The sequence below is a fragment of the Sedimentibacter saalensis genome (assembly GCF_007830175.1).
Taxonomy (GTDB): Bacteria; Bacillota; Clostridia; order Tissierellales; family Sedimentibacteraceae; genus Sedimentibacter; species Sedimentibacter saalensis.
The window spans coordinates 199,066-218,675 of record NZ_VLKH01000003.1 but is presented as its reverse complement, the minus strand read 5'-3'; the positions used below and the strand labels follow the sequence as shown (position 1 = coordinate 218,675).

The 19,610-nt window shown below is 36.9% G+C and carries 17 protein-coding genes and 1 other annotated feature; of the genes, 16 read left to right on the top strand and 1 reads right to left on the bottom strand.

Annotated elements, in window-relative coordinates:
* The first annotated feature begins 216 nt into the window (after window positions 1-216).
* The 3 genes from LY60_RS06210 (at window position 217) to LY60_RS06200 (ending at window position 4,258) form a co-directional block, all read left to right on the top strand.
* On the top strand, window positions 217-1,362 hold the full coding sequence (locus LY60_RS06210) for a GGDEF domain-containing protein (protein ID WP_145081478.1): 1,146 nt from the start codon (window positions 217-219) through the stop codon (window positions 1,360-1,362).
* A 302-nt stretch (window positions 1,363-1,664) separates the two neighbouring features.
* On the top strand, window positions 1,665-2,981 hold the full coding sequence (locus LY60_RS06205; RefSeq protein WP_145081475.1) for a pyridoxal phosphate-dependent aminotransferase: 1,317 nt from the start codon (window positions 1,665-1,667) through the stop codon (window positions 2,979-2,981).
* A 143-nt stretch (window positions 2,982-3,124) separates the two neighbouring features.
* On the top strand, window positions 3,125-4,258 hold the full coding sequence (locus LY60_RS06200; protein ID WP_145081472.1) for a GGDEF domain-containing protein: 1,134 nt from the start codon (window positions 3,125-3,127) through the stop codon (window positions 4,256-4,258).
* 57 nt (window positions 4,259-4,315) lie between these two features.
* Here LY60_RS06200 and LY60_RS06195 read toward each other — a convergent pair whose 3' ends face one another.
* Window positions 4,316-4,633 (bottom strand): hypothetical protein, encoded by a 318-nt coding sequence (locus LY60_RS06195; RefSeq protein WP_145081469.1) that lies wholly within the window; start codon window positions 4,631-4,633, stop codon window positions 4,316-4,318.
* Between the two features lie 147 nt (window positions 4,634-4,780).
* Between LY60_RS06195 and LY60_RS06190 the strand changes: the two genes are divergently transcribed.
* The 13 genes from LY60_RS06190 (at window position 4,781) to LY60_RS06130 (ending at window position 19,233) form a co-directional block, all read left to right on the top strand.
* Complete coding sequence (locus LY60_RS06190) at window positions 4,781-5,551, top strand: HpcH/HpaI aldolase family protein (protein WP_145081466.1); 771 nt, start codon at window positions 4,781-4,783, stop codon at window positions 5,549-5,551.
* Window positions 5,552-5,646: 95 nt separating this feature from the next.
* Complete coding sequence (locus tag LY60_RS06185; protein ID WP_145081464.1) at window positions 5,647-7,518, top strand: sigma 54-interacting transcriptional regulator; 1,872 nt, start codon at window positions 5,647-5,649, stop codon at window positions 7,516-7,518.
* 236 nt (window positions 7,519-7,754) lie between these two features.
* Window positions 7,755-8,042, top strand: coding sequence for a UxaA family hydrolase (locus LY60_RS06180; RefSeq protein ID WP_019229925.1), 288 nt, complete (start codon window positions 7,755-7,757; stop codon window positions 8,040-8,042).
* Window positions 8,039-9,205, top strand: a complete 1,167-nt coding sequence (locus tag LY60_RS06175; RefSeq protein ID WP_145081461.1) for a UxaA family hydrolase — start codon at window positions 8,039-8,041, stop codon at window positions 9,203-9,205. The genes LY60_RS06180 and LY60_RS06175 overlap by 4 nt, the downstream gene beginning before the upstream one ends.
* Window positions 9,206-9,224: 19 nt before the next feature.
* Window positions 9,225-10,181: a 2-keto-3-deoxygluconate permease gene (locus LY60_RS06170; RefSeq protein ID WP_145081458.1), complete on the top strand. Its 957-nt coding sequence runs from the start codon at window positions 9,225-9,227 to the stop codon at window positions 10,179-10,181.
* Window positions 10,182-10,243: 62 nt separating this feature from the next.
* Window positions 10,244-11,476, top strand: coding sequence for a four-carbon acid sugar kinase family protein (locus LY60_RS06165; RefSeq protein WP_145081453.1), 1,233 nt, complete (start codon window positions 10,244-10,246; stop codon window positions 11,474-11,476).
* Window positions 11,472-12,440 carry a 4-hydroxythreonine-4-phosphate dehydrogenase PdxA gene (gene pdxA / locus LY60_RS06160; protein WP_425474226.1) on the top strand — a complete coding sequence of 323 codons (969 nt, stop codon included), beginning with the start codon at window positions 11,472-11,474 and terminating at the stop codon, window positions 12,438-12,440. The genes LY60_RS06165 and pdxA overlap by 5 nt, the downstream gene beginning before the upstream one ends.
* A gap of 82 nt (window positions 12,441-12,522) precedes the next feature.
* Window positions 12,523-13,800, top strand: coding sequence for a nickel-dependent lactate racemase (larA, locus tag LY60_RS06155; RefSeq protein ID WP_145081448.1), 1,278 nt, complete (start codon window positions 12,523-12,525; stop codon window positions 13,798-13,800).
* A gap of 12 nt (window positions 13,801-13,812) precedes the next feature.
* Window positions 13,813-14,955, top strand: coding sequence for a glycerate kinase family protein (locus LY60_RS06150; RefSeq protein ID WP_145081445.1), 1,143 nt, complete (start codon window positions 13,813-13,815; stop codon window positions 14,953-14,955).
* 147 nt (window positions 14,956-15,102) lie between these two features.
* Entirely contained in the window at window positions 15,103-16,281 is a 1,179-nt protein-coding gene (locus tag LY60_RS06145) for a DUF438 domain-containing protein (protein ID WP_145081443.1), read from the top strand.
* Between the two features lie 69 nt (window positions 16,282-16,350).
* Complete coding sequence (locus LY60_RS06140; RefSeq protein WP_083851656.1) at window positions 16,351-16,680, top strand: glutaredoxin family protein; 330 nt, start codon at window positions 16,351-16,353, stop codon at window positions 16,678-16,680.
* A gap of 190 nt (window positions 16,681-16,870) precedes the next feature.
* Window positions 16,871-17,106: a binding site (T-box leader), on the top strand.
* A gap of 59 nt (window positions 17,107-17,165) precedes the next feature.
* The gene (gene aroF / locus LY60_RS06135) at window positions 17,166-18,179 is read left to right on the top strand and encodes a 3-deoxy-7-phosphoheptulonate synthase (protein ID WP_019229916.1); all 1,014 of its coding nucleotides are present in this window, start codon (window positions 17,166-17,168) and stop codon (window positions 18,177-18,179) included.
* Between the two features lie 7 nt (window positions 18,180-18,186).
* Window positions 18,187-19,233 (top strand): prephenate dehydratase, encoded by a 1,047-nt coding sequence (locus LY60_RS06130; protein WP_145081440.1) that lies wholly within the window; start codon window positions 18,187-18,189, stop codon window positions 19,231-19,233.
* The last annotated feature ends 377 nt before the right edge of the window (window positions 19,234-19,610 follow it).

Below are 19,610 nucleotides of genomic sequence, written 5' to 3'. Positions count from 1 at the left end.
TATTTTTATGCAAGTATGATAAACTTATGTTGATACAATTTTGTTCGAAAAATAAACAAAATGGATATTTTATGTTAATAATGTAAAAATTTTAATTGATGACTTTTTAATGACAAATTTCAAAAATTTAGGTATAATAATTCTAGTACGATTTTTTGGATAGGATTAAAACTTACTTATATTAATAAATGTTTATAATTTTGGGGGAATTTGAACATGCATAAATTATATAAGCCTTACTTGATAGGAACCATTATTTTTGCTGCCTTTCTCAGCATACTTATGTTAGTCAGCTACAGAACAGAAATTGTTTTGCTAAGCGTATTCATTGCAGCATATGGGGCCGTTCTTGAGGTTTTGATGTTAAGGTATTCGCAGCACAGCGGAGCATCTCTTCGTGGGACTATAATCATTTTTGCAGCTTTTTTGTTTAATCCTGCAACGTGTGTATTCATAGTAACCCTTTCATTTTTAATTGAAACTGCAGCAGACAAGCTTTTAAAGCATGAAAATACATTTTCTTCAGCCAGCAAGGCATTATATAACTGGGCCATGCGCATAGTAAGCATTCTAACCGTATCAGCAGCAATCATTGTTCTTCATGGACAAAATGCGGTGTTTTTAATGATTCTTGCATCGACTTTACACAACACAATCAATGCGTCAATGTTAATGCTGATAATCTACCTGTACACGAACAATAAAGATGAAGCACACGTTAACAGCATCCATTCCATGACATCCTGCATTTATATCAGTGTAATTATAAATATCTTGCTTTACTACGGTTACGGGGCATATGGAATAAATGCCGTCGCAGTGATATTTTTGTTCTTGCTTCCTTTTCAGAATTCAATCATGGGGAAGGTAATGGGGCATGAAATAGAAACATCTGTCCTTGTTGATTCTCTTACAAATGTGTACAACAAGGCCAGCCTCACTAAAATTCTTACAGAATATGTTCAAAGCAAAATTCCCTTTACATTGGTGTTCATCGATTTTGACAATTTCAAAAAAATAAATGATACATACGGACATGATGTGGGAGACAAAATTCTTAAACATTTTGCAGTAACATTAAAAGGAAAGTTAAGAAAATCAGACAAGTTGTACAGATTTGGTGGAGACGAGTTTTGTCTTGTTATTGACAAGGAATGCGATGTCAATGTTGTTATTGAAAAGACAAACAGCCTAAAGGGGTCACTTGTATTTGAAGAAAATATATTAAAAATCCCATATTCATTTACAATAGGCAAGTATAAGTACAGTGGAGAACATGGGGTAACAGAGGATCAGATTATTAGCATTGTCAGCCACAGGATGATACAAAACAAAGTTTATAATGTATATATGCAGCCATAATAATTGTTAATGTTTGGACAAAGTATTTATTCCTTAAGATTGATAATGCATTGTCCTTATTTATTTTAAATATAAATGTTTTTATTTTACAAATTATATTTTCATAAACTTGTCCGCCATATGATTACTCACGTCTTTAAATTATGTCTTTTTTGCTCAGTTTAAATCTTTACAAATCTATAGACAAAAATGCAAATTTTGTTTATAATGAATACGTGACAATTAATGATATATAAATTAAAAACGTTTAATTTATAACAATTAAACAAAATATTAAATTAATTTTAGGAGGTTTTTACCAAATGAGTAAACCAATACTGTCAGCACATTTTGAATCAAGGACGCCATCAGATGTTAGACTGGCGCAGATGAAATATGAGGAACGTAAAGTTAAACCACAGGCTGTTATTAATGTAGGTATAGGGAATGTATCACTTCCAACTAATCCTGCAATGCAGAAAAGAATGTTTGCACTTGATGCACCAGAAAGCCCATTTGCAAAAGGCGTTATCAGATATACAAGCACTGTTGGTTTGCAAGAAACTCAGGATGCATTTAAGAACATCCTTAGCTGCGAAGGTTTTGATACCAGTAAATTATTTGTTCAGGTAACAGATGGAGGCTCTACTGGTATGGAATTATTGCTAATAGGCGTTTGCGGTGCTCCAGGCACTGGTGAAAAACCTCTTATGATGATAGATCCAGCTTACACAAACTATATTTCATTTGCAGAAAGAATAGGACGCAAGACTGTTACTGTAAAACGTCATTTGAACGAAGACGGAAAGTTCAGCCTTCCTGAACTTGATAAAATTGAAGAAACTATAAAAGAAAACAATCCTGGAGCTCTTCTTGTTATTCCTTATGACAACCCAACAGGACAGCTTTATGATTATGAAACTCTTAAAGGACTTGCACGACTGTGCGTAAAATACAACATGTGGATGATAAGCGATGAAGCATATCGTGAATTGTACTATGTAGAAGGCAGTGAACTTGTAAGTATATGGGGAATTACTGATGCAGATGTTCCTGGAATTGAAGGAAGAAGAATAAGTGTTGAAACTGCATCAAAGGTATGGAATGCATGCGGACTCAGAATCGGTGCTTTAATAACTGACAATGCTGATTTCAATAACCGTTCAGTAGCTGAATATACTGCAAACCTCTGTGCTAATGCCATAGGTCAGTACATATTCGGAGCACTGGCACATGAAAGCAAAGAACAAATTGCTGATTGGTGCAAAGGACTTCGCGAGTACTACAAGGAACTGATATTCAATGTATACAACGGATTGAAAGAACAAGAGCCTGGACTCATTGTTTCAAGCCCTGATGCATCAATCTACTCTGTAATTGATGTTAGAAACGTTGTAAAACCTGGATTTGATGCCATAGATTTCGTATTGTACTGCGCTGGTGAAGGCTCAGTTTCCATAGACGGAGTTGAAACAACACTTCTTGTTGCACCATTGAAAGGCTTCTATGATATTAAAGACGGCGAGTTCAACCCCGGAAGCACTCAGTTCAGAATTTCATTTGTTGAATCTCCTGAAAACATGGCAAAAGTACCAGAATTGTTCGTTAAACTCTTAAGACAATTTGAAGCACAAAGATAATATAAAATATCAAAAGGTTAAGCACAGTTGCTGCTTAACCTTTTTTATTTGTCACCGCCAGGGCTGCAGGGTAAACTTTTACACAATTATGACGATATATATGCATATGACAGTCTAACAAAGAACGGTTGGTGATTTAAGGAATGAATAAGTTTTTTAAACCATACATGTATACTGCAATAGTTGTTGCTGTGTTTTTAAGCGCCTTCATGCTTTTTAATTACAGAGTTGAAGTAACTGTTTTAGGAATACTCATAACAGTGTTTGGAATGGTGCTTGAGGTTGTAATATTAAGATATTCACAAAACAAGGCAATTTCATTCCTTGCAGCAGTGGCAATATTTGCAGTCTTCAAGTTCAATCCTGCCACTTGCGTTGTCATAGTAACATTGTCAATGATACTGGAAATATTAGCAGTTAAAATAATAAAACATGAGAGACTGTTTAATTCAATAAGCAAATTGCTTTACAACTGGTCCATGCGGGCAATATGCATATTGTCAGCAAAGTTAATCAGCACGTTGCTCCAGGGATATAATCCAATACTTGTAATTGTGGCAGCAGTTAGTTTTTATGACTTGGTGAACGTAGTAATGCTCAATATCATAATCTGTTTGTACACAAACAGTCTGGATGAGATGACTCCTCAGAGCATATACGCTCAACTGGCGTATGTATATGTATGTGCTGTTATAAACATCATAATGTATTACGGATATGAAGCTTACGGTGTCAGCGGCATTCTTATAATTTATATGTTTCTTTTGCCGTTCCAGACTTCAATACTTAAAAAAGCAATGGTAAAGGAAATGAAGGCTTATGCGATGATAGATTCATTGACAAAAGTTAACAACAAGGCCAGTCTTTCTGTGACACTTACTGATTATTTGAACAACAAGACACCGTTTACAATTTTATTCATGGATTTTGATAAGTTTAAAAATATTAATGACACATACGGACATGACGTGGGAGATAAAATACTGGTGCATTTTGCCGGTAAATTAAAAAGAAGTTTAAGAAAAACCGATAAGTTATACAGGTTCGGCGGAGATGAATTTTGTCTTTTAATAGAAAATGACTGTGATGTTGAGGCAGTTAAAAATAAAATCAATAATTTAAAAAATTCTCTTGTTTATGAAGAAGGAATAATTAAAATACCATATACATTTTCTTTTGGCATGTACAAATACACAGGCGGATACGGCATAACGGAAGATGAAGTAATAGGAACTGTAAGCCACAGAATGGTACGGAACAAAGTGTATATGCAGTGAAGGATGAAAAATCCGCTGAGAACAATCAGCGGATTTTTATGTGCAATAGGATTTTAGTTATTGTTCAATAACGGGAACTTCCTCGTTGTCTATGACAAAGAAATTGTTGAAAATTCCCAATACTTTGTAGGAGGAGCCGTCATTTTCTACGGTGTAGAGGCTTAAAACCTTGTAATCTTCTCTTACAACAGTGCTGTCTGCAACCAGGTCTGAAACAAATCCTACCACAGATTTTTCTATTTGCGTGGAGGCCCCCATTTCTTCATAGTCTTGTGTCTTGTTCCATTCCTTGTAATCCTCGTAGGATGGATTGGTGGAAAAGCCTATTAATGATACTATTAACAATATAACTGTTGAAAATATTATTCCTTTCATTTCTTTCTCCTTTCTGGTCAATGCTCATATTATTCTCAATATTTTCCAAATTATTCATGAAAAAGGAAGTAGTACACTAATGCATTTTTGACATATTGAAATCTATGGTATATATTAAAGAAAATATGTATTAATCTGGAGGATGCAATGAATAATATTGTAAAGCAAAAATTATCAAACAACGAAAAAGTTCTTGGCACATTTTTTCAAATGGGAAGCACCACAGCCATGGAATGTCTGGGTATAACAGGACTTGATTATACAATTATTGATACGGAACACGGACCTTTTGATGTTGAAAGTGCAATGGATTTTATTAGAGTTGCAGAGTTAAAGAATATCACGCCCTTTGTAAGAATCAAGGATATAACAAGATCTTCCATACTTAAGATGCTTGATGCAGGAGCAAAGGGTCTCATAATACCATGTGTTGAAACTGTTGAGCAGGTTAAAAACATTGTAGAATACGGAAAATATTCTCCTGTGGGCAAAAGAGGATTTATTTATGGCAGGGTTTCGGAATATGGAAATTCAGAAGATGCATCGAGTATCGACAAATATATGAAAATCTGCAATGATAACACAATGCTTATACCTCAGTGCGAAACTATCGGCTGTCTTGAAAATATAGAAGAAATTGTTGCAATGGATGGTGTTGACGGAATATTTGTTGGACCATATGATTTATCCATATCAATGGGAGTACCGGGACAATTTGATAATCCTGAATTCAAAAAAGCTTTGAAACGAGTACTGGATGCATGCAGAAATTCAAGCAAACCAATCTTCATTTTTACAGGAAGCATAGAAGCAGCAAAGTCATATTTCGAAGAAGGCTATAACGGTGTTGCATACAATTTAGATACTGCAATGTATATAAATGCTTTCAAAAAAGCAATTGAACAGATAAAAGCATGATCCCCGCCTGACAAAATTTTGCACAAACTGTTGGATTTTGTGGTATAATATTAAACATATTTTCAATTTTCAAAAATATCGTGGGAGGAAAGACTTTGAATGAAATAGTTATTTTTGCACCGACGGAAGGCATGTTGAAAAAAGCAAAAAAAATCATTGCTAAAAACAAGTATGACAATGTCAAGGCAGTGTATGGAAATATTCATGATGATATTGCCAGGACAGACAAATATGTCACAAAAGATACAAAGGTAATAATAAGCCGCGGCGGTTCCTACAGCTATTACAAGGAAAGGTTCAACATACCTGCCATTGAAATCAGAGTGGATGTATACGATGTAATTGATTGTTACAACAAGCTTGGAAAAACAGACGAGCCCATTGGGATAATAGGTTTTACCAATGTTATTTACGGTTTTGACATGATTGACCATTTCATAAAAAATCAAATTACAAACATAGCAATACAGGACAAGAATGATATCCACCATGCCATAAAAACAGCCATGGAAAACGGGATTAACACATTTATGGGAGACACGACTGTACGGCTTTTGTCAGGCATACATAACTTTCACGGTTCTGTCATTGAATCGAGGGAAGAAAATATAAGTGTTGCCATAAATGAAGCTTTGCTTGTATTAAGTGTCATTAAAAATGAAGAAAGAATAAGAAGTCAGACAGAAGCAATAACTGATTTCATTCACGACGGAATAATCACCGTGGATAAAAATAAGAAAATAACAGTGTTCAACAAGGAAGCTGAACGTCTGTTTGATCTCAGGAAAGATGAAGTACTAGGTAATAATATAGAAAGCATATTTGACAATATGGACATAAGTGACGTTTTACAGAGCGGAAATGCTGTCATTGCAAAAATCATGACAGTAATGGATAAAAAGATGATTACAAATCTTGTGCCAATTGATGTGAACGGTGAAATCCTTGGAGTTGTAATTTCATTTATAGCAGCCTCCGATGTAAGCGTTATGGACCATGAAATTAGAAGAAGCCTTGCGAAGCATGGCTTTGTTGCCAAGTATCAGTTCAAGGACATAATTTATAAAAGCAATAAAATGGAAAAATGTATTTCAACTGCAAAAAAGTATGCCCAGTATGACACACCAATACTTGTGTGCGGAAAATCGGGAGTGGGAAAAGAAATGCTGTGTCAAGGCATACACAATTCAAGTTTTCGTTCAAAAGGTCCCTTTGTTGCTGTAAATTGTGCGGCCATTCCATCGACGCTGTTTGAAAGCGAGCTGTTTGGCTATGAAGATGGAGCATTTACAGGAGCCAGAAAAAACGGCAAGGCGGGAATGTTTGAAATTGCCCATAACGGTACTATTTTTCTCGATGAGATAAGCGAAATACCCCTGGAATTTCAGGGGAGGTTATTAAGAGTTCTTCAGGAAAAGCAAATAATGCGAATAGGCGGAGACAAGGTTATTCCGGTTGATGTAAAAATAATATGTGCTACAAATAAAAATCTCGATGACCTGGTTAATCAGGGGAAATTCAGGGATGACCTTTTTTTTAGAATCAACACTCTCAACTTGTATATTCCTTCACTGGAAGAAAGAAAAGAAGATATATTGATTCTGGCTGAATATTTCATAAAAAAATATTCAAAAAAATATAAAAAAGAAGAAATTAAAATGCCGGAAACAGTTAAGGACATATTGATTGCAAAAAATTACAAAGGTAACATAAGAGAGCTTCAAGGCATAATGGAAAGGTGCGTAATCCTCAACTCTTTTGAAACGTTAATTGAGATGGAGGAAATTATAAAAATGAATCAAAATGCTGTAACTTTTGGAGAAGACTTGACTGTTGATCTTCACACTATGACTCAGCAATATATTGAAAAGGTATACTTAAACAACAATTGCAGCACAAAGGCTGCATGTGACATATTGAAGATTGACAGAACTACTTTGTGGAAGAGGTTGAAAAAAACAACATAGAGGTTGATTATATCAACCTTATTTTATTTTTTGAAGCAGTGATGTTTACCATAAATTCTCAACAATTAAAATAGTTTTTAAAAAGGTATTCTTATTTCAACGCTTAATAATTTAAACATGAATGTATGGAGTGATTTTATTTTTTGGCACGAAAATTGCTCTTATTTATTGTGACATAATATATATGAATGTGTCCTAATAATTCTGAATAAAATCCAAAGGGGAGGAATGATTTAATGAATGCAATCCTTAAAACTTCAGACAATGACAATGTGGTTACTTGTTTAAGATCACTTTACAAAGGCGATGAAGTAGTCGCAGATGGCCTAACATTTGTTGTAAAAGAAGACATACCTCAGTTTCATAAAATGGCTATAAAGGACATAAAAAAGGGTTCACCAGTTTTAAAGTACGGTCAGGTCATAGGCCTTGCTACAAGAGACATTAATTCCGGAGATTATGCTCATGTGCACAACATTGAAAGCACCAGAGGACGAGGAGACAAACAGGAGGCAGTAAAATGAAAATAACCGGATATAAAAGAGAAAACAATACATTCGGAATCAGAAATCATTTGTTGGTAATTCCTGCTTCGGTCTGTGCCAGTGAAACAGCTGTAAAAATTGCAAATCTTGTTCCCGGTGCAGTAGCAATACCTCATCAGCATGGCTGCTGTCAGGTTGGTGTGGATTACAGACAGACTGTAAGAACACTGACAGGTTTTGGATGCAATCCAAACGTAGGCGCAGTTTTGATTGTGGGTCTTGGATGTGAAGGAATAAATTCAAAAGATATGGCGGAAGATATAGCCAGGACAGGCAAGAGAGTTGAATACATTATAATACAGGAAAACAACGGCACATTGGGAACCATATCTAAAGGTGCTGAAATTTTAAGCAGTATGTCTGCCGAGCTTTCTGCACAACAAAAGGTTGAATTTGACATAAGTGAAATTATTCTTGGACTTGAGTGCGGCGGATCAGACCCTACAAGCGGTATTGCTTCAAATCCTGCCATAGGCAAGGCTTCAGACATGCTTGTTGCTGCCGGCGGAAGCAGCATATTGAGCGAAACAACTGAAGTTATAGGTGCGGAACATCTTTTGGTCAACAGATTCGACACAGAAGAAAAGAAAAAGAAGTTCCTGAGAATGGTCAGCGATGTGGAAAAAAGGGCAATTGCCATGGGTGAGGATTTAAGAGGGACGCAGCCTACTCCCGGCAATATTCAGGGAGGACTAACAACCATAGAAGAAAAATCATTGGGCTGCATGCACAAAGCCGGAACAATGTATAACTTCGAAGACGCACTAGAATATGCCCAAATGGTTCCAAAGGATAAAAAAGGACTTTATTTTATGGATACTCCCGGAGAAGACATTGACTCCATTACAGGAATGGTAGCCGGAGGAGCTCAAATTGTTGTATTCACAACAGGAAGAGGAACGCCAACAGGATGTCCCATAGCTCCCGTAATCAAGATTACAGGCAATACAAACACTTACAACAAAATGAAAGACAACATTGATATCAATGCAGGCAAAATAATTACTGATGGAGCCACACTTGATGACATAGGAAGAGAAATTTTCGACAAAATAATAGAAGTTTCAAACGGAAAACTGACTAAAGCAGAGGTTCTTGGTCATAAGGAATTCGGAATTTATAGAATTGGCTACACATTTTAAATAATTGGAGGAGAATAATATGAAAATTTTAAAGGGTATTCAAAAAGTTCCTGGAGGGTTAATGGTAGTACCATTGCTGCTGGGTGCAACGATTAATACATTTTTTCCTAATGCGTTAATGATAGGCGGATTTACGACGGCATTGTTCAAGAACAGCGCCAGCGCACTCATTGCACTATTCCTATTATGCAACGGAGCACAAATTGACGTAAAGCAGGCTGGAAGTTCTCTTGCAAAAGGCGTAGGCCTCACTATGGTTAAATTTATACTTGGAGCCGGATTAGGTTGGGCTGTTGGAAAAGTGTGGGGAATAAACGGAGTTCTGGGATTAAGTCCAATAGCAGTAATAGCAGCTGTGACTAACTCAAACGGAGGTCTTTATGCGGCTCTTGCAGGACAATACGGAGATGCTTCAGATGTAGGAGCAATTTCAATATTGTCAATAAATGACGGACCCTTCCTCACAATGATAGCATTGGGTGCAGCAGGACTTGCATCAATTCCTTTTATGTCTCTTGTAGCTTGCATTGTGCCTATTCTTATAGGCTTCATTCTTGGAAATGCAGATGAAGACATGAGAGAGTTTTTAGCAAAGGGTACAGTGTTGTGCATTCCTTTCTTTGCTTTTCCACTGGGAGCTGCTCTTAACTTCGGCCAAATCATTACTGCAGGAGTGCCCGGCATAATTCTTGGACTTGTTTCAACAGTTATAACAGGATTTGGCGGTTTCTTCGTAATGAAATTGCTGAAAGCGAAAAATCCGGCAGTAGGAGCTGCTATAGGAACAACTGCAGGAAATGCCGTTGCTACACCTGAGGCTGTAGCAGCAGTTGACCCTTCATTGGCGGTTGTAGCAGCAGCCGCAACAGTGCAGGTTGCAGCTGCCATAATTGTGACAGCAATATGCTGTCCGCTTCTTGTTTCATACCTGGATAAAAAGGTAAACGGAACATACAGAAAGAATAAAGAAGCATAATATGTTTCATGAATTTGAAGACAGACTCAGTCTGTCTTTAAGTTATGTAAGGAGGTTTTAATATTAACAGATATTTAATAATAGCGGATGATTTTACCGGAGCAAATGACACAGGCGTGCAGCTTAAAAGAAGAGGTATTGCTACGGATGTGGTGTTTTCTGCTGATTTAATAGGCAATTCCGGCACATCATATGTTTTAGACACTGAATCAAGAGGAATGTCCGGGGAAGAAGCATACAGTACAGTGAGAAAAATTATTAAGGACATTGATTTTTCCGGTTTCAAATATGTGATAAAAAAGGTAGACTCCACATTGAGAGGAAATATAGCCGAGGAAATCAAAGCTGTGGATGAAGCTTTCAAAAGCGATTTGGTAGTCTTTTCTCCTGCGCTTCCTGATCTGGGCAGAACAACGGTTGAAGGAGTACATTGTCTTAACGGTATTCCAATTACAAAAACTGAGCTTGCAAAAGACCCTATAAAACCCGTGACACAAGACAACATAAAAAAAATACTTGAAAAAGTATATGATGAAAAAATTACTCACGTAAGTATAAAAGATTTACAAGAAGATAATTTTAACTTTTCAGCCGGCAGAATATTCACATTTGATGCATCAAGCAATGCTCATATGCAGATTATAATCAAAAATTGTCTTGGAACAGGCAAAAGAATATTGTGGGTTGGAACAGCAGCTATGGCTGACAATCTGTTTGAAATTGAATACAGAACTCCTCCTTCACTGGCAGTTGTGGGAAGTGTGAGTTCCGTAACGAGAAGTCAGGTTAAATTTGCAGAAAATTCAGGAATAAAAATACTCAAGGTTCCAGTTTCTGATATAATTGAAGGAAAGAATATAAATAACACAGTTGATGAAGCAGTGAAAATTTTATCTCATGGAAATGACTTGATCATTATTTCACCTGCATCATACAGCTTGGAAGAATATGAATTGATAAATACATCAGGTGCCGGAAAGTCCATGACTACAAATGAAATCAGCATTTTTGTACAGGATTTGCTTGGTAAAATATCAAAGGAAGTACTTGAAAAAATAAAGGTTTCAGGAGTTTTCCTCACAGGAGGAGACACAGCCATAGGACTTTTCAAAAAGCTTGGCGCACTGGGGTCTTCCATAAGCGGCGAAGTCACAACAGGCATTCCTCTCATGAGATTAAGAGGCGGTTCATTTGACGGGCTCAAGGTTATTACAAAGGCAGGAGCTTTCGGAAAGGAAGACATACTTGTATATTCAATGAGAAAACTTAAAGAGGTGACAGATGGACAAAATTAATAAAATGTTCGGAATCACATTGGGAGATCCCTGTGGAATAGGAACGGAAATTACTTTGAAATCATTGAAAAGTGTGCCGAAATATGTGAATAGATGCATACTTTTCGGAAGTCTTGCACTTCTTGAGCATTACAATGAAATGTATGGTTATGGATTCAAATTCAATAAAATAGAAAATACAAAAGATTTCAAGGAAGGGTATGTGAATGTTCATGACCCCATGAATATTTCCCTTGATGATTTCGAAGTGGGAAAAGTAAGTGCCAATGGAGGTAAATGTGCATTTTTAAGCGTGAAGGCAGCCATTGACTTTGCTCTTAGAAAAGACATTTCATCAGTTGTCACTGCTCCCCTGAACAAGGAAGCGCTGCATCTGGCAGGATACAACTATGCTGGACACACTGAAATTTTTGGTGAATTTACTCATGGAAAATCTTATGCCATGCTTCTTTGGAGCGACAAACTAAAGGTTATTCACGTCACAACTCACATGTCTTTAAGGGATGCATGTGACAACGCAAAAAAACAAAGAATAATGGATGTTGTGCACTTAGCAGATGAAACACTTAAAAAACAGGGATATGTCTCTCCAAAAATTGCAGTTGCAGGACTTAATCCCCATGCAGGTGAAAACGGCATTTTTGGAAGAGAAGAAATAGAAGAAATACAGCCTGCTGTTGAACAATGCAAAAAAGAAGGTATAAATGTTTGTGGTCCAATACCTCCGGATACTGTATTTCTGAAGATGTACAACGGGGAATATGACATTGTGGTCGCCATGTACCACGACCAGGGACACATTCCTCTTAAACTTTTGAACTTTGACAGCGGCGTTAATATCACTGTGGGACTTGATGTTGTAAGGACATCCGTGGACCACGGCACAGCATTTGACATTGCAGGCAAAAATATTGCAAGAGAAGACAGCATGCTCAAGGCAATTGAAATAGGAATGAAGTTATAACGTTTATGAAAAAATCTAATAATTCAAATAATTAGATTATGTATCATAAATCATTATATATGTTTTAATCAAGGAGGTTATTATGACTAGTATAAAATTGCCTTATGGCAAAGAACACGTTTCATTGGAAATTCAGGAAGAAAGATTAAATGCAGTGCTTGTAAGCGAACTGCATCACTATAAACCGGAAGTGGGCCAGACAGAACTGGTAAAAAACGCAATGGATAATCCCATAGGTTCAGAAAAACTTTGCGACCTGGCAAAAGGAAAAGAAAAAATCGTGATTATTGCCAGTGACCACACAAGACCTGTACCAAGCAAAATAATCATGCCTCTCATGCTTGAAGAAATAAGAAAGGGAAATCCTGAAGCGGATATTACAATTCTTATTGCAACAGGCTGCCACAGGGAAACAACAAAAAATGAACTTGTTCAAAAATTTGGTGAGGAAATTGTAAATAACGAAAAAATTTATATTCATGACTGCGATGATGACAGCATGCTTGTAAAATTAGGAATCCTTCCCTCAGGAGGCGAGCTCATTATCAACAAGCTTGCCCATGAAGCAGACTTGCTTGTTGCAGAGGGATTCATTGAACCACACTTCTTTGCAGGCTATTCAGGGGGAAGAAAAAGTGTGCTTCCTGGAATAGCAAGCCGCCAGACTGTGCTTGCTAACCACTGCTCAGAATTTATTGCTGATCCTAAATCAAGAACAGGTATTCTTGAAGGAAACCCAATCCACAAGGATATGATGTGGGCTTCAAGAAAAGCAAATTTAGCTTATATTGTAAATGTTGTTATAAATGCAGAAAAGGAAGTTATATATGCAGTTGCAGGAGATATGGAAAAAGCTCATGCCAAGGGATGCGAATTTCTTTCAAAGCTCTGCAGAGTTAAGGCGGTTCCTGCTGATATTACAATTTCCACTAACGGAGGCTATCCTCTTGACCAGAACATTTATCAGGCAGTAAAGGGAATGACAGCTGCAGAAGTGACTGTCAAGCAGGACGGTGTAATAATCATGCTTGCAAAATCAAATGATGGCCATGGCGGAGATGTATTTTACAATACATTCAGAGATGAGGCAGACATTAAGAAAACTCTTGATTTGTTTATGTCAAGAGACAGAAACAAAACAGAAGCAGACCAGTGGCAGTCACAGGTTTTCATTCGTGTTCTTCAAAAAGCCAGAGTAATATATGTTTCTGATTCAGACGATCAGACTGTCATGGACTTTCACATGATACCGGCAAAAAGCGTTGAAGAGGCATTGAAAAAAGCAGAAGAGATACTCGGCAACTCCAAAGCAACGGTTACAGTTATTCCTGACGGAGTTTCTGTAATGGTAATAGAATAAGGTGATGATTTTATGAAAAAGGTAATTTTGATTCCCGATTCTTTTAAAGGCACATTAAGTTCTGAAGACATATGCAGCATTATGTCCAAAAATGTGAAAAAGCATTTTGCTGATTGTGAGGTTGTGTCCATTCCTGTGGCAGATGGAGGAGAAGGCAGTGTTGACTGCTTTCTTTCAGCCGTTGGAGGAGAGAAAATAACAAAGACTGTGAAGAATCCGTATTTTGAAGACATGGAGTCTTTTTACGGTACAATCAACGGTGGAGAAACTGCAGTCATAGAAATGGCAAGCTGTGCCGGTCTTCCATTAGTTGAAGACAGAAAAGACCCTAAAAAAACAACAACCTATGGTGTTGGACAGCTTATTATGGCTGCAGCACAAAAAGGATGTAAGAAAATCATTGTTGGTCTTGGAGGTTCGAGCACAAATGACGGGGGATGCGGAGCTGCTGCAGCTGTAGGCGTAAAATTCTTCAACAAACAGGGAGAAGAGTTTATACCTGTGGGAGGAACATTGAAGGATATTGCAAAAATAGACTTGTCCAAGCGCTCTGATCTTATTGCTGACATTGAAATTGTAACAATGTGTGATATTGACAATCCTATGTTTGGAACAAAAGGAGCAGCATATATATTCGGGCCTCAGAAGGGAGCCGACAAAGACACTGTTGTTGAACTTGACAATGGTCTTAGAAATCTATGCCATGTTATTAAAAGTGACATAGGCATTGATTTGGAGGACGTTCCAGGTGGAGGCGCAGCAGGAGCAATGGGTGCCGGAATGATTGCATTTTTTGATTCTAAGCTTCAGATGGGCATTGAAACGGTGCTTGATACTGTAAACTTTGACCAGGTAATTCAAGATGCCGACATGATTTTTACCGGCGAAGGTAAAATTGACACTCAAAGCTTGAGAGGCAAGGTTGTAATAGGGGTTGCCAAAAGAGCAAAGAAGAAAAATGTTCCTGTTACAGTAATAGTCGGGGGGGCGGACTGCGGAATTGACGATGCCTATGAAATGGGAGTAACATCCATATTCACAATAAACAGACTTCCTGAAGACTTTGCTGTGAGCCGCACAAAAAGTAAGGAAAATATGGAAGCAACCATGGATAACATTTTAAGGCTTATGAAAAGCGTAAATAAAAATAAATAATTTCTGCAACAAAAATTGTTTCCAGTTAAAAGCCTGTTCAGCACTATCAGAACAGGCTTTTATTAATATAAAATTAACGTTTCGTCTTCTGAATGATGGGTATATTAAATAGGTAAAAAATACAATGAAAACACTTAGGGGTGACGCATGAATAATTTTGATGAAAGAACTGAAAATTTAAAGGAATATGTAAAAGGGCTGGGGGCCAGGGCCGACGGTCAGGAGTTGTATCTAAGACACAAAGAATTCATTGAAAAAATAACTCCTCAGGAAGCCTTTGATGTTTTTAAGAGCATTCTTGATGAAGGGGCTGAGCCTCATGATATTTTGATTTATCTTGACAAGGCAATCAATGCATTTTTCAAGAGTTTGTCAGACTATAAGTGGAAAAAACCACAAAATGACAATTATATTGATGACATGCTCAAGGAAAACAAAGCATTGGTTGAAAAAACAGATGAAATAAAGATTTTGTTAAAAGAACCTGACTTAAAGGTAAAAAAAGAAAAAATACTTGAAAAACTTTTGGAACTTGAAAGTTTCAATGCTCATTATATCAAAAAAGAAAACATACTGTTTCCTTACATGGAAAAAGCAGCACCAAGGTTTGAAGGACTTTCTGTAATGTGGGCTCTTCACGATGAAGTGAGAGAACAATTAAAAACAGCAATTCAAACCACAAAGGATGAAAGTTCTAATGAACAGCAGATAAACATTTCGATAGCAAGGTTATTTTTTGGAATTCTCGGAGTGAAGAAAAAAGAAGAGCTTATATTGATTCCTGCTGCATGTGAAGTATTAAGCGAAAAGGACTGGTATGAAATGCACAGACAAAGTCTGGAATATGATTTTCCGTTCATAAATAAAGACAAGGAAACTTTTATGGAATCACTCTCTCATGACATGTCCGCAGCAGGTGTTTTCAGAACTGAAACAGGTGAAATGAACTTCGAAGAAATATTGATGGTATTTAACGCATTGCCTGTTGACCTGACATTTGTAGATGAATTCAACAAAGTCAGATACTTTAGTAACTCAAAGGACAGGATTTTTCCCCGTTCTCCTGCGGTAATAGGACGAAGCGTTAACAACTGCCATCCTCCCCAAAGTGTCCACATTGTTGAAGAAATAATACAGAGCTTCAGGGAAGGAAAAGAGGATTCAGCAAAGTTTTGGATTAATATTAAGGGAAGACTGATTTTGATTCAGTATTTTGCGCTGAGGGATGCAGCATGCAAATATAGGGGAGTTCTTGAAGTGAGCCAGGACATTACGGACATTAAAAATATTGATGGTGAAAGAAGGCTTCTGACCTGGGAAAAATAAATATATGTGACAATGTCACTTAAAAATTAATATGTTGTGATAGAATTATATTATGAAAGAAGGGATTTTATGAAAAATGTTACATTGTTTACATCAAAGACATGACCTTACTGCACTATGGCAAAGGAGTTCCTTTCAGAAAATAATATCCACTATGTGGAAAGGGATATAGGTGCAGATCCGGAAGCACGCAAGGAAATGATGAGAAGAAAAGTGACCGGTGTTCCAACATTTTTAATCGGAGATGATGTTGTGGTAGGACTTGACCAGCAAAAGATATTAGACCTTGTAGACCACAGGGTCAAAGCATGTTCCGTATGCGGCACAAAGATGCGTGTTCCAACAGATAAAGGAAAAGCAGTATTGAAGTGTCCGAACTGCAAGAATCAAATTGAATAACAACTAGTTGTCTTTATTTTGAACAATAAAGACATGGCAAGTTGAGTTTTTTAATTAGAAATAATGATGTAGCTTTATGTTTCCAAACGTAAGGCGTTTGGTGCAAATCAGTGCGTATAGATTGTTGTTGAAAAAAACATAAAAAAGATGTTGACAATAATTGTTTTTGATTATATTATGTAAAAAATATATAACGGCTGTGACAGATGAAAGTAAATCTGACGAATCTAACAGGGAGTACCCGTCGTAGACTGAAAGCGGGTATTAGAGAAATCATTTTGAAGTTCCCTCTTGAGCTGACTGGATGAATTAAGTAGTCCAGGACGTATTCCCACGTTACAGGGATAGAATATTATTGTATTCGAAAAAGTGCAGCACATGCTGAATTTGGGTGGTACCGCGGAATTATAACCTTTCGTCCCTATTTAATTATAGGATTCGGAAGGTTTTTTTATTTATAAAAAATTATATTATCGGAGGCAATTATGATACTTGTACTTAAAAACGGAACAAAGGAAGAAGAAATATTAAAAATAAGAGAGATGCTTGACAAATACGGCATACAGGTCAATTCAATAGTTGGCCAGAGCACTACGGTGCTGGGACTTGTGGGGGACACTACTGTCCTTGACATAAACTCCATATACCTGAACAAAAATGTTGAAAAAATCATTAAGGTGCAGGAGCCATATAAAAAAGCAAACAAAAAACTCCATCCGGAGAATACAGTAATTAAAGTTGGCAACATGGAAATAGGAGGTCCCAATGTTGTCGTTATGGCAGGACCTTGTTCTGTGGAAAGCAGGGAGCAGATAATAGACATTGCCAGAAATGTCAATGATGAAGGAGCTTCAATTTTAAGGGGAGGAGCGTGGAAGCCAAGAACTTCACCTTATTCTTTCCAGGGTCTTAAGGCTGATGGGCTGGAGCTGTTAAATCTTGCGAAGGATGAAACAGGGATGCCAATAGTTTCTGAAATAACAAATGCAGCTCACATAGAGATGTTCCTGGACTCTGTTGACATTTTTCAAATCGGTGCCCGCAACATGCAGAACTTCGAGCTGCTTAAAGAAGTTGGAAAAACAAACAAACCTGTTCTTTTGAAAAGAGGGTTTTCAAATACACTGGAAGAGCTTCTCATGTCTGCTGAATACATTATGAGCGAAGGAAACGAAGATGTTATTTTGTGTGAAAGAGGAATAAGGTCCTTTGAAACATACACAAGGAACACTCTTGACATAAGTGCCATACCTGCTCTTAAGAAACTCAGCCATCTGCCGGTAATTGTGGATCCAAGCCATGCTGCAGGCATGAACTGGATGGTTGAGCCACTGTCTATGGCAGCAGTTGCTGCAGGTGCTGACGGACTTATTATTGAAGTTCACAATGATCCTGCCAACGCTCTTTGTGACGGTGCGCAGTCGTTGACTTACGGTGAGTTCAAGGAAACAATGAGAAAGTTAAAAATGATTGCAAATACAGTTGGAAGGACAATGTAGGTGTTTTATGGACTATGATTATTTGATGGGAAAATTAAATGATTATGATGCAGCAATGAAGGATTTGTTCGAAAAACGCATGGCTGTTCTGGAAGAAATAATACTGGCAGACAAAGAAAGAACCGGAGATTATGGCATGGAATATAAATATTTTCTCAATATGCAGAAATCCATGGACATGAGATACAAATACAAATTGAATCCTGTTCTTGAAAAACTCGATTTCGGATGCAGGGAAAAAAAAGAGGTTGAAGTCGTATGTTACCAGGGACTTGAGTGCTCATATTCCGAAAGTGCTGCAAAGTCGCTGTTCAGTGAGGCTAAATTAATTAACAGACTCACATTTGAAGATGTGTTTAAATCAGTGTTTGAAGGAACAGCAGACATTGGAATTGTACCCATAGAGAATTCAACGGCAGGTTACATAAATGATGTTTATGACCTCCTTTTAAAGTATGACTTGTTTATTAACCACACATATGAGAAGAAAGTTGATCACTGCCTGGCTTGCTGTATTGATACCAATCCTGAAGACATAAGGGAAGTTTATTCCCATCCTCAGGCATTGGCTCAGTGCAGCGAATATATCGCAAAACACAAGTTTATAGGAAAGGATGAAATTAATACAGCCATTGCGGCTCAGAAAACAGCTGAACTTAACAAAAAAAGCACTGCCTGCATATGTTCTGAAGAAGCTGCAAAGCTCTACGGGTTAAAAATAATTGAAAAACAAATCAATGATCAAAAAAAGAATTACACCCGTTTTGCAGCAGTTTCAAAAAAACTGCTGGTTGAAGATAATCACAATAAAGTGAGCATTGTTTTCAATGTTCTTCATGAAACAGGCTCCTTAAGTGAAGTGCTATCAACTTTTGCTTATTATGGCTGCAATTTGTCATACATCAACTCAAGGCCCAATCGCATAAGAACATGGGAATACATGTTCTATGTGGATTTTGAGGGCAATTTATGTGACAACAAAATAAAATCAATGCTCAGCCAGCTTAAGACGGAACTTCCATACATGAAAATACTTGGAAGCTTCAAGGCTTAAAATAATAATGATTTATGCTGCTAATTTCAATTTTTAAAATAATTTGTTGACATCCGGATTTTATGTGATACAATACATATAATTTAAATGAAATCAGGAGGATCAGAATGAAAGTTGTAAATAAGTTTATGGCGGCTAAATTGTATAACTATTATTTTAGTAATTATTATTACTATTATTTTTGTACAAAAAAACTGCATAGATTTATTTATAAAGGATCAAAACTTAAATTCTTATCTTATGATTATGCTTAATCTATAATTATAATATTTGGAAATCAGGAAGAGTCCTTGGGGACTCTTTTTTTATATACTTGGAAAGTTCTCTTTCCTAGTATATAAAAACAGGGATTGCAAAGAGCGGGACGCTCTTGCCGT

Bases quoted from the DNA above. Each gene is read 5' to 3' on its own strand.
- LY60_RS06175 (WP_145081461.1), top strand. From the start codon at position 8,039: ATGAAAATAACCGGATATAAAAGAGAAAACAATACATTCGGAATCAGA.
- LY60_RS06210 (WP_145081478.1), top strand. From the start codon at position 217: ATGCATAAATTATATAAGCCTTACTTGATAGGAACCATTATTTTTGCT.
- aroF (WP_019229916.1), top strand. From the start codon at position 17,166: ATGATACTTGTACTTAAAAACGGAACAAAGGAAGAAGAAATATTAAAA.
- LY60_RS06190 (WP_145081466.1), top strand. From the start codon at position 4,781: ATGAATAATATTGTAAAGCAAAAATTATCAAACAACGAAAAAGTTCTT.
- LY60_RS06205 (WP_145081475.1), top strand. From the start codon at position 1,665: ATGAGTAAACCAATACTGTCAGCACATTTTGAATCAAGGACGCCATCA.
- LY60_RS06145 (WP_145081443.1), top strand. From the start codon at position 15,103: ATGAATAATTTTGATGAAAGAACTGAAAATTTAAAGGAATATGTAAAA.
- LY60_RS06200 (WP_145081472.1), top strand. From the start codon at position 3,125: ATGAATAAGTTTTTTAAACCATACATGTATACTGCAATAGTTGTTGCT.
- LY60_RS06130 (WP_145081440.1), top strand. From the start codon at position 18,187: ATGGACTATGATTATTTGATGGGAAAATTAAATGATTATGATGCAGCA.
- LY60_RS06170 (WP_145081458.1), top strand. From the start codon at position 9,225: ATGAAAATTTTAAAGGGTATTCAAAAAGTTCCTGGAGGGTTAATGGTA.
- LY60_RS06195 (WP_145081469.1), bottom strand. From the start codon at position 4,633: ATGAAAGGAATAATATTTTCAACAGTTATATTGTTAATAGTATCATTA.
- LY60_RS06180 (WP_019229925.1), top strand. From the start codon at position 7,755: ATGAATGCAATCCTTAAAACTTCAGACAATGACAATGTGGTTACTTGT.
- LY60_RS06150 (WP_145081445.1), top strand. From the start codon at position 13,813: ATGAAAAAGGTAATTTTGATTCCCGATTCTTTTAAAGGCACATTAAGT.
- larA (WP_145081448.1), top strand. From the start codon at position 12,523: ATGACTAGTATAAAATTGCCTTATGGCAAAGAACACGTTTCATTGGAA.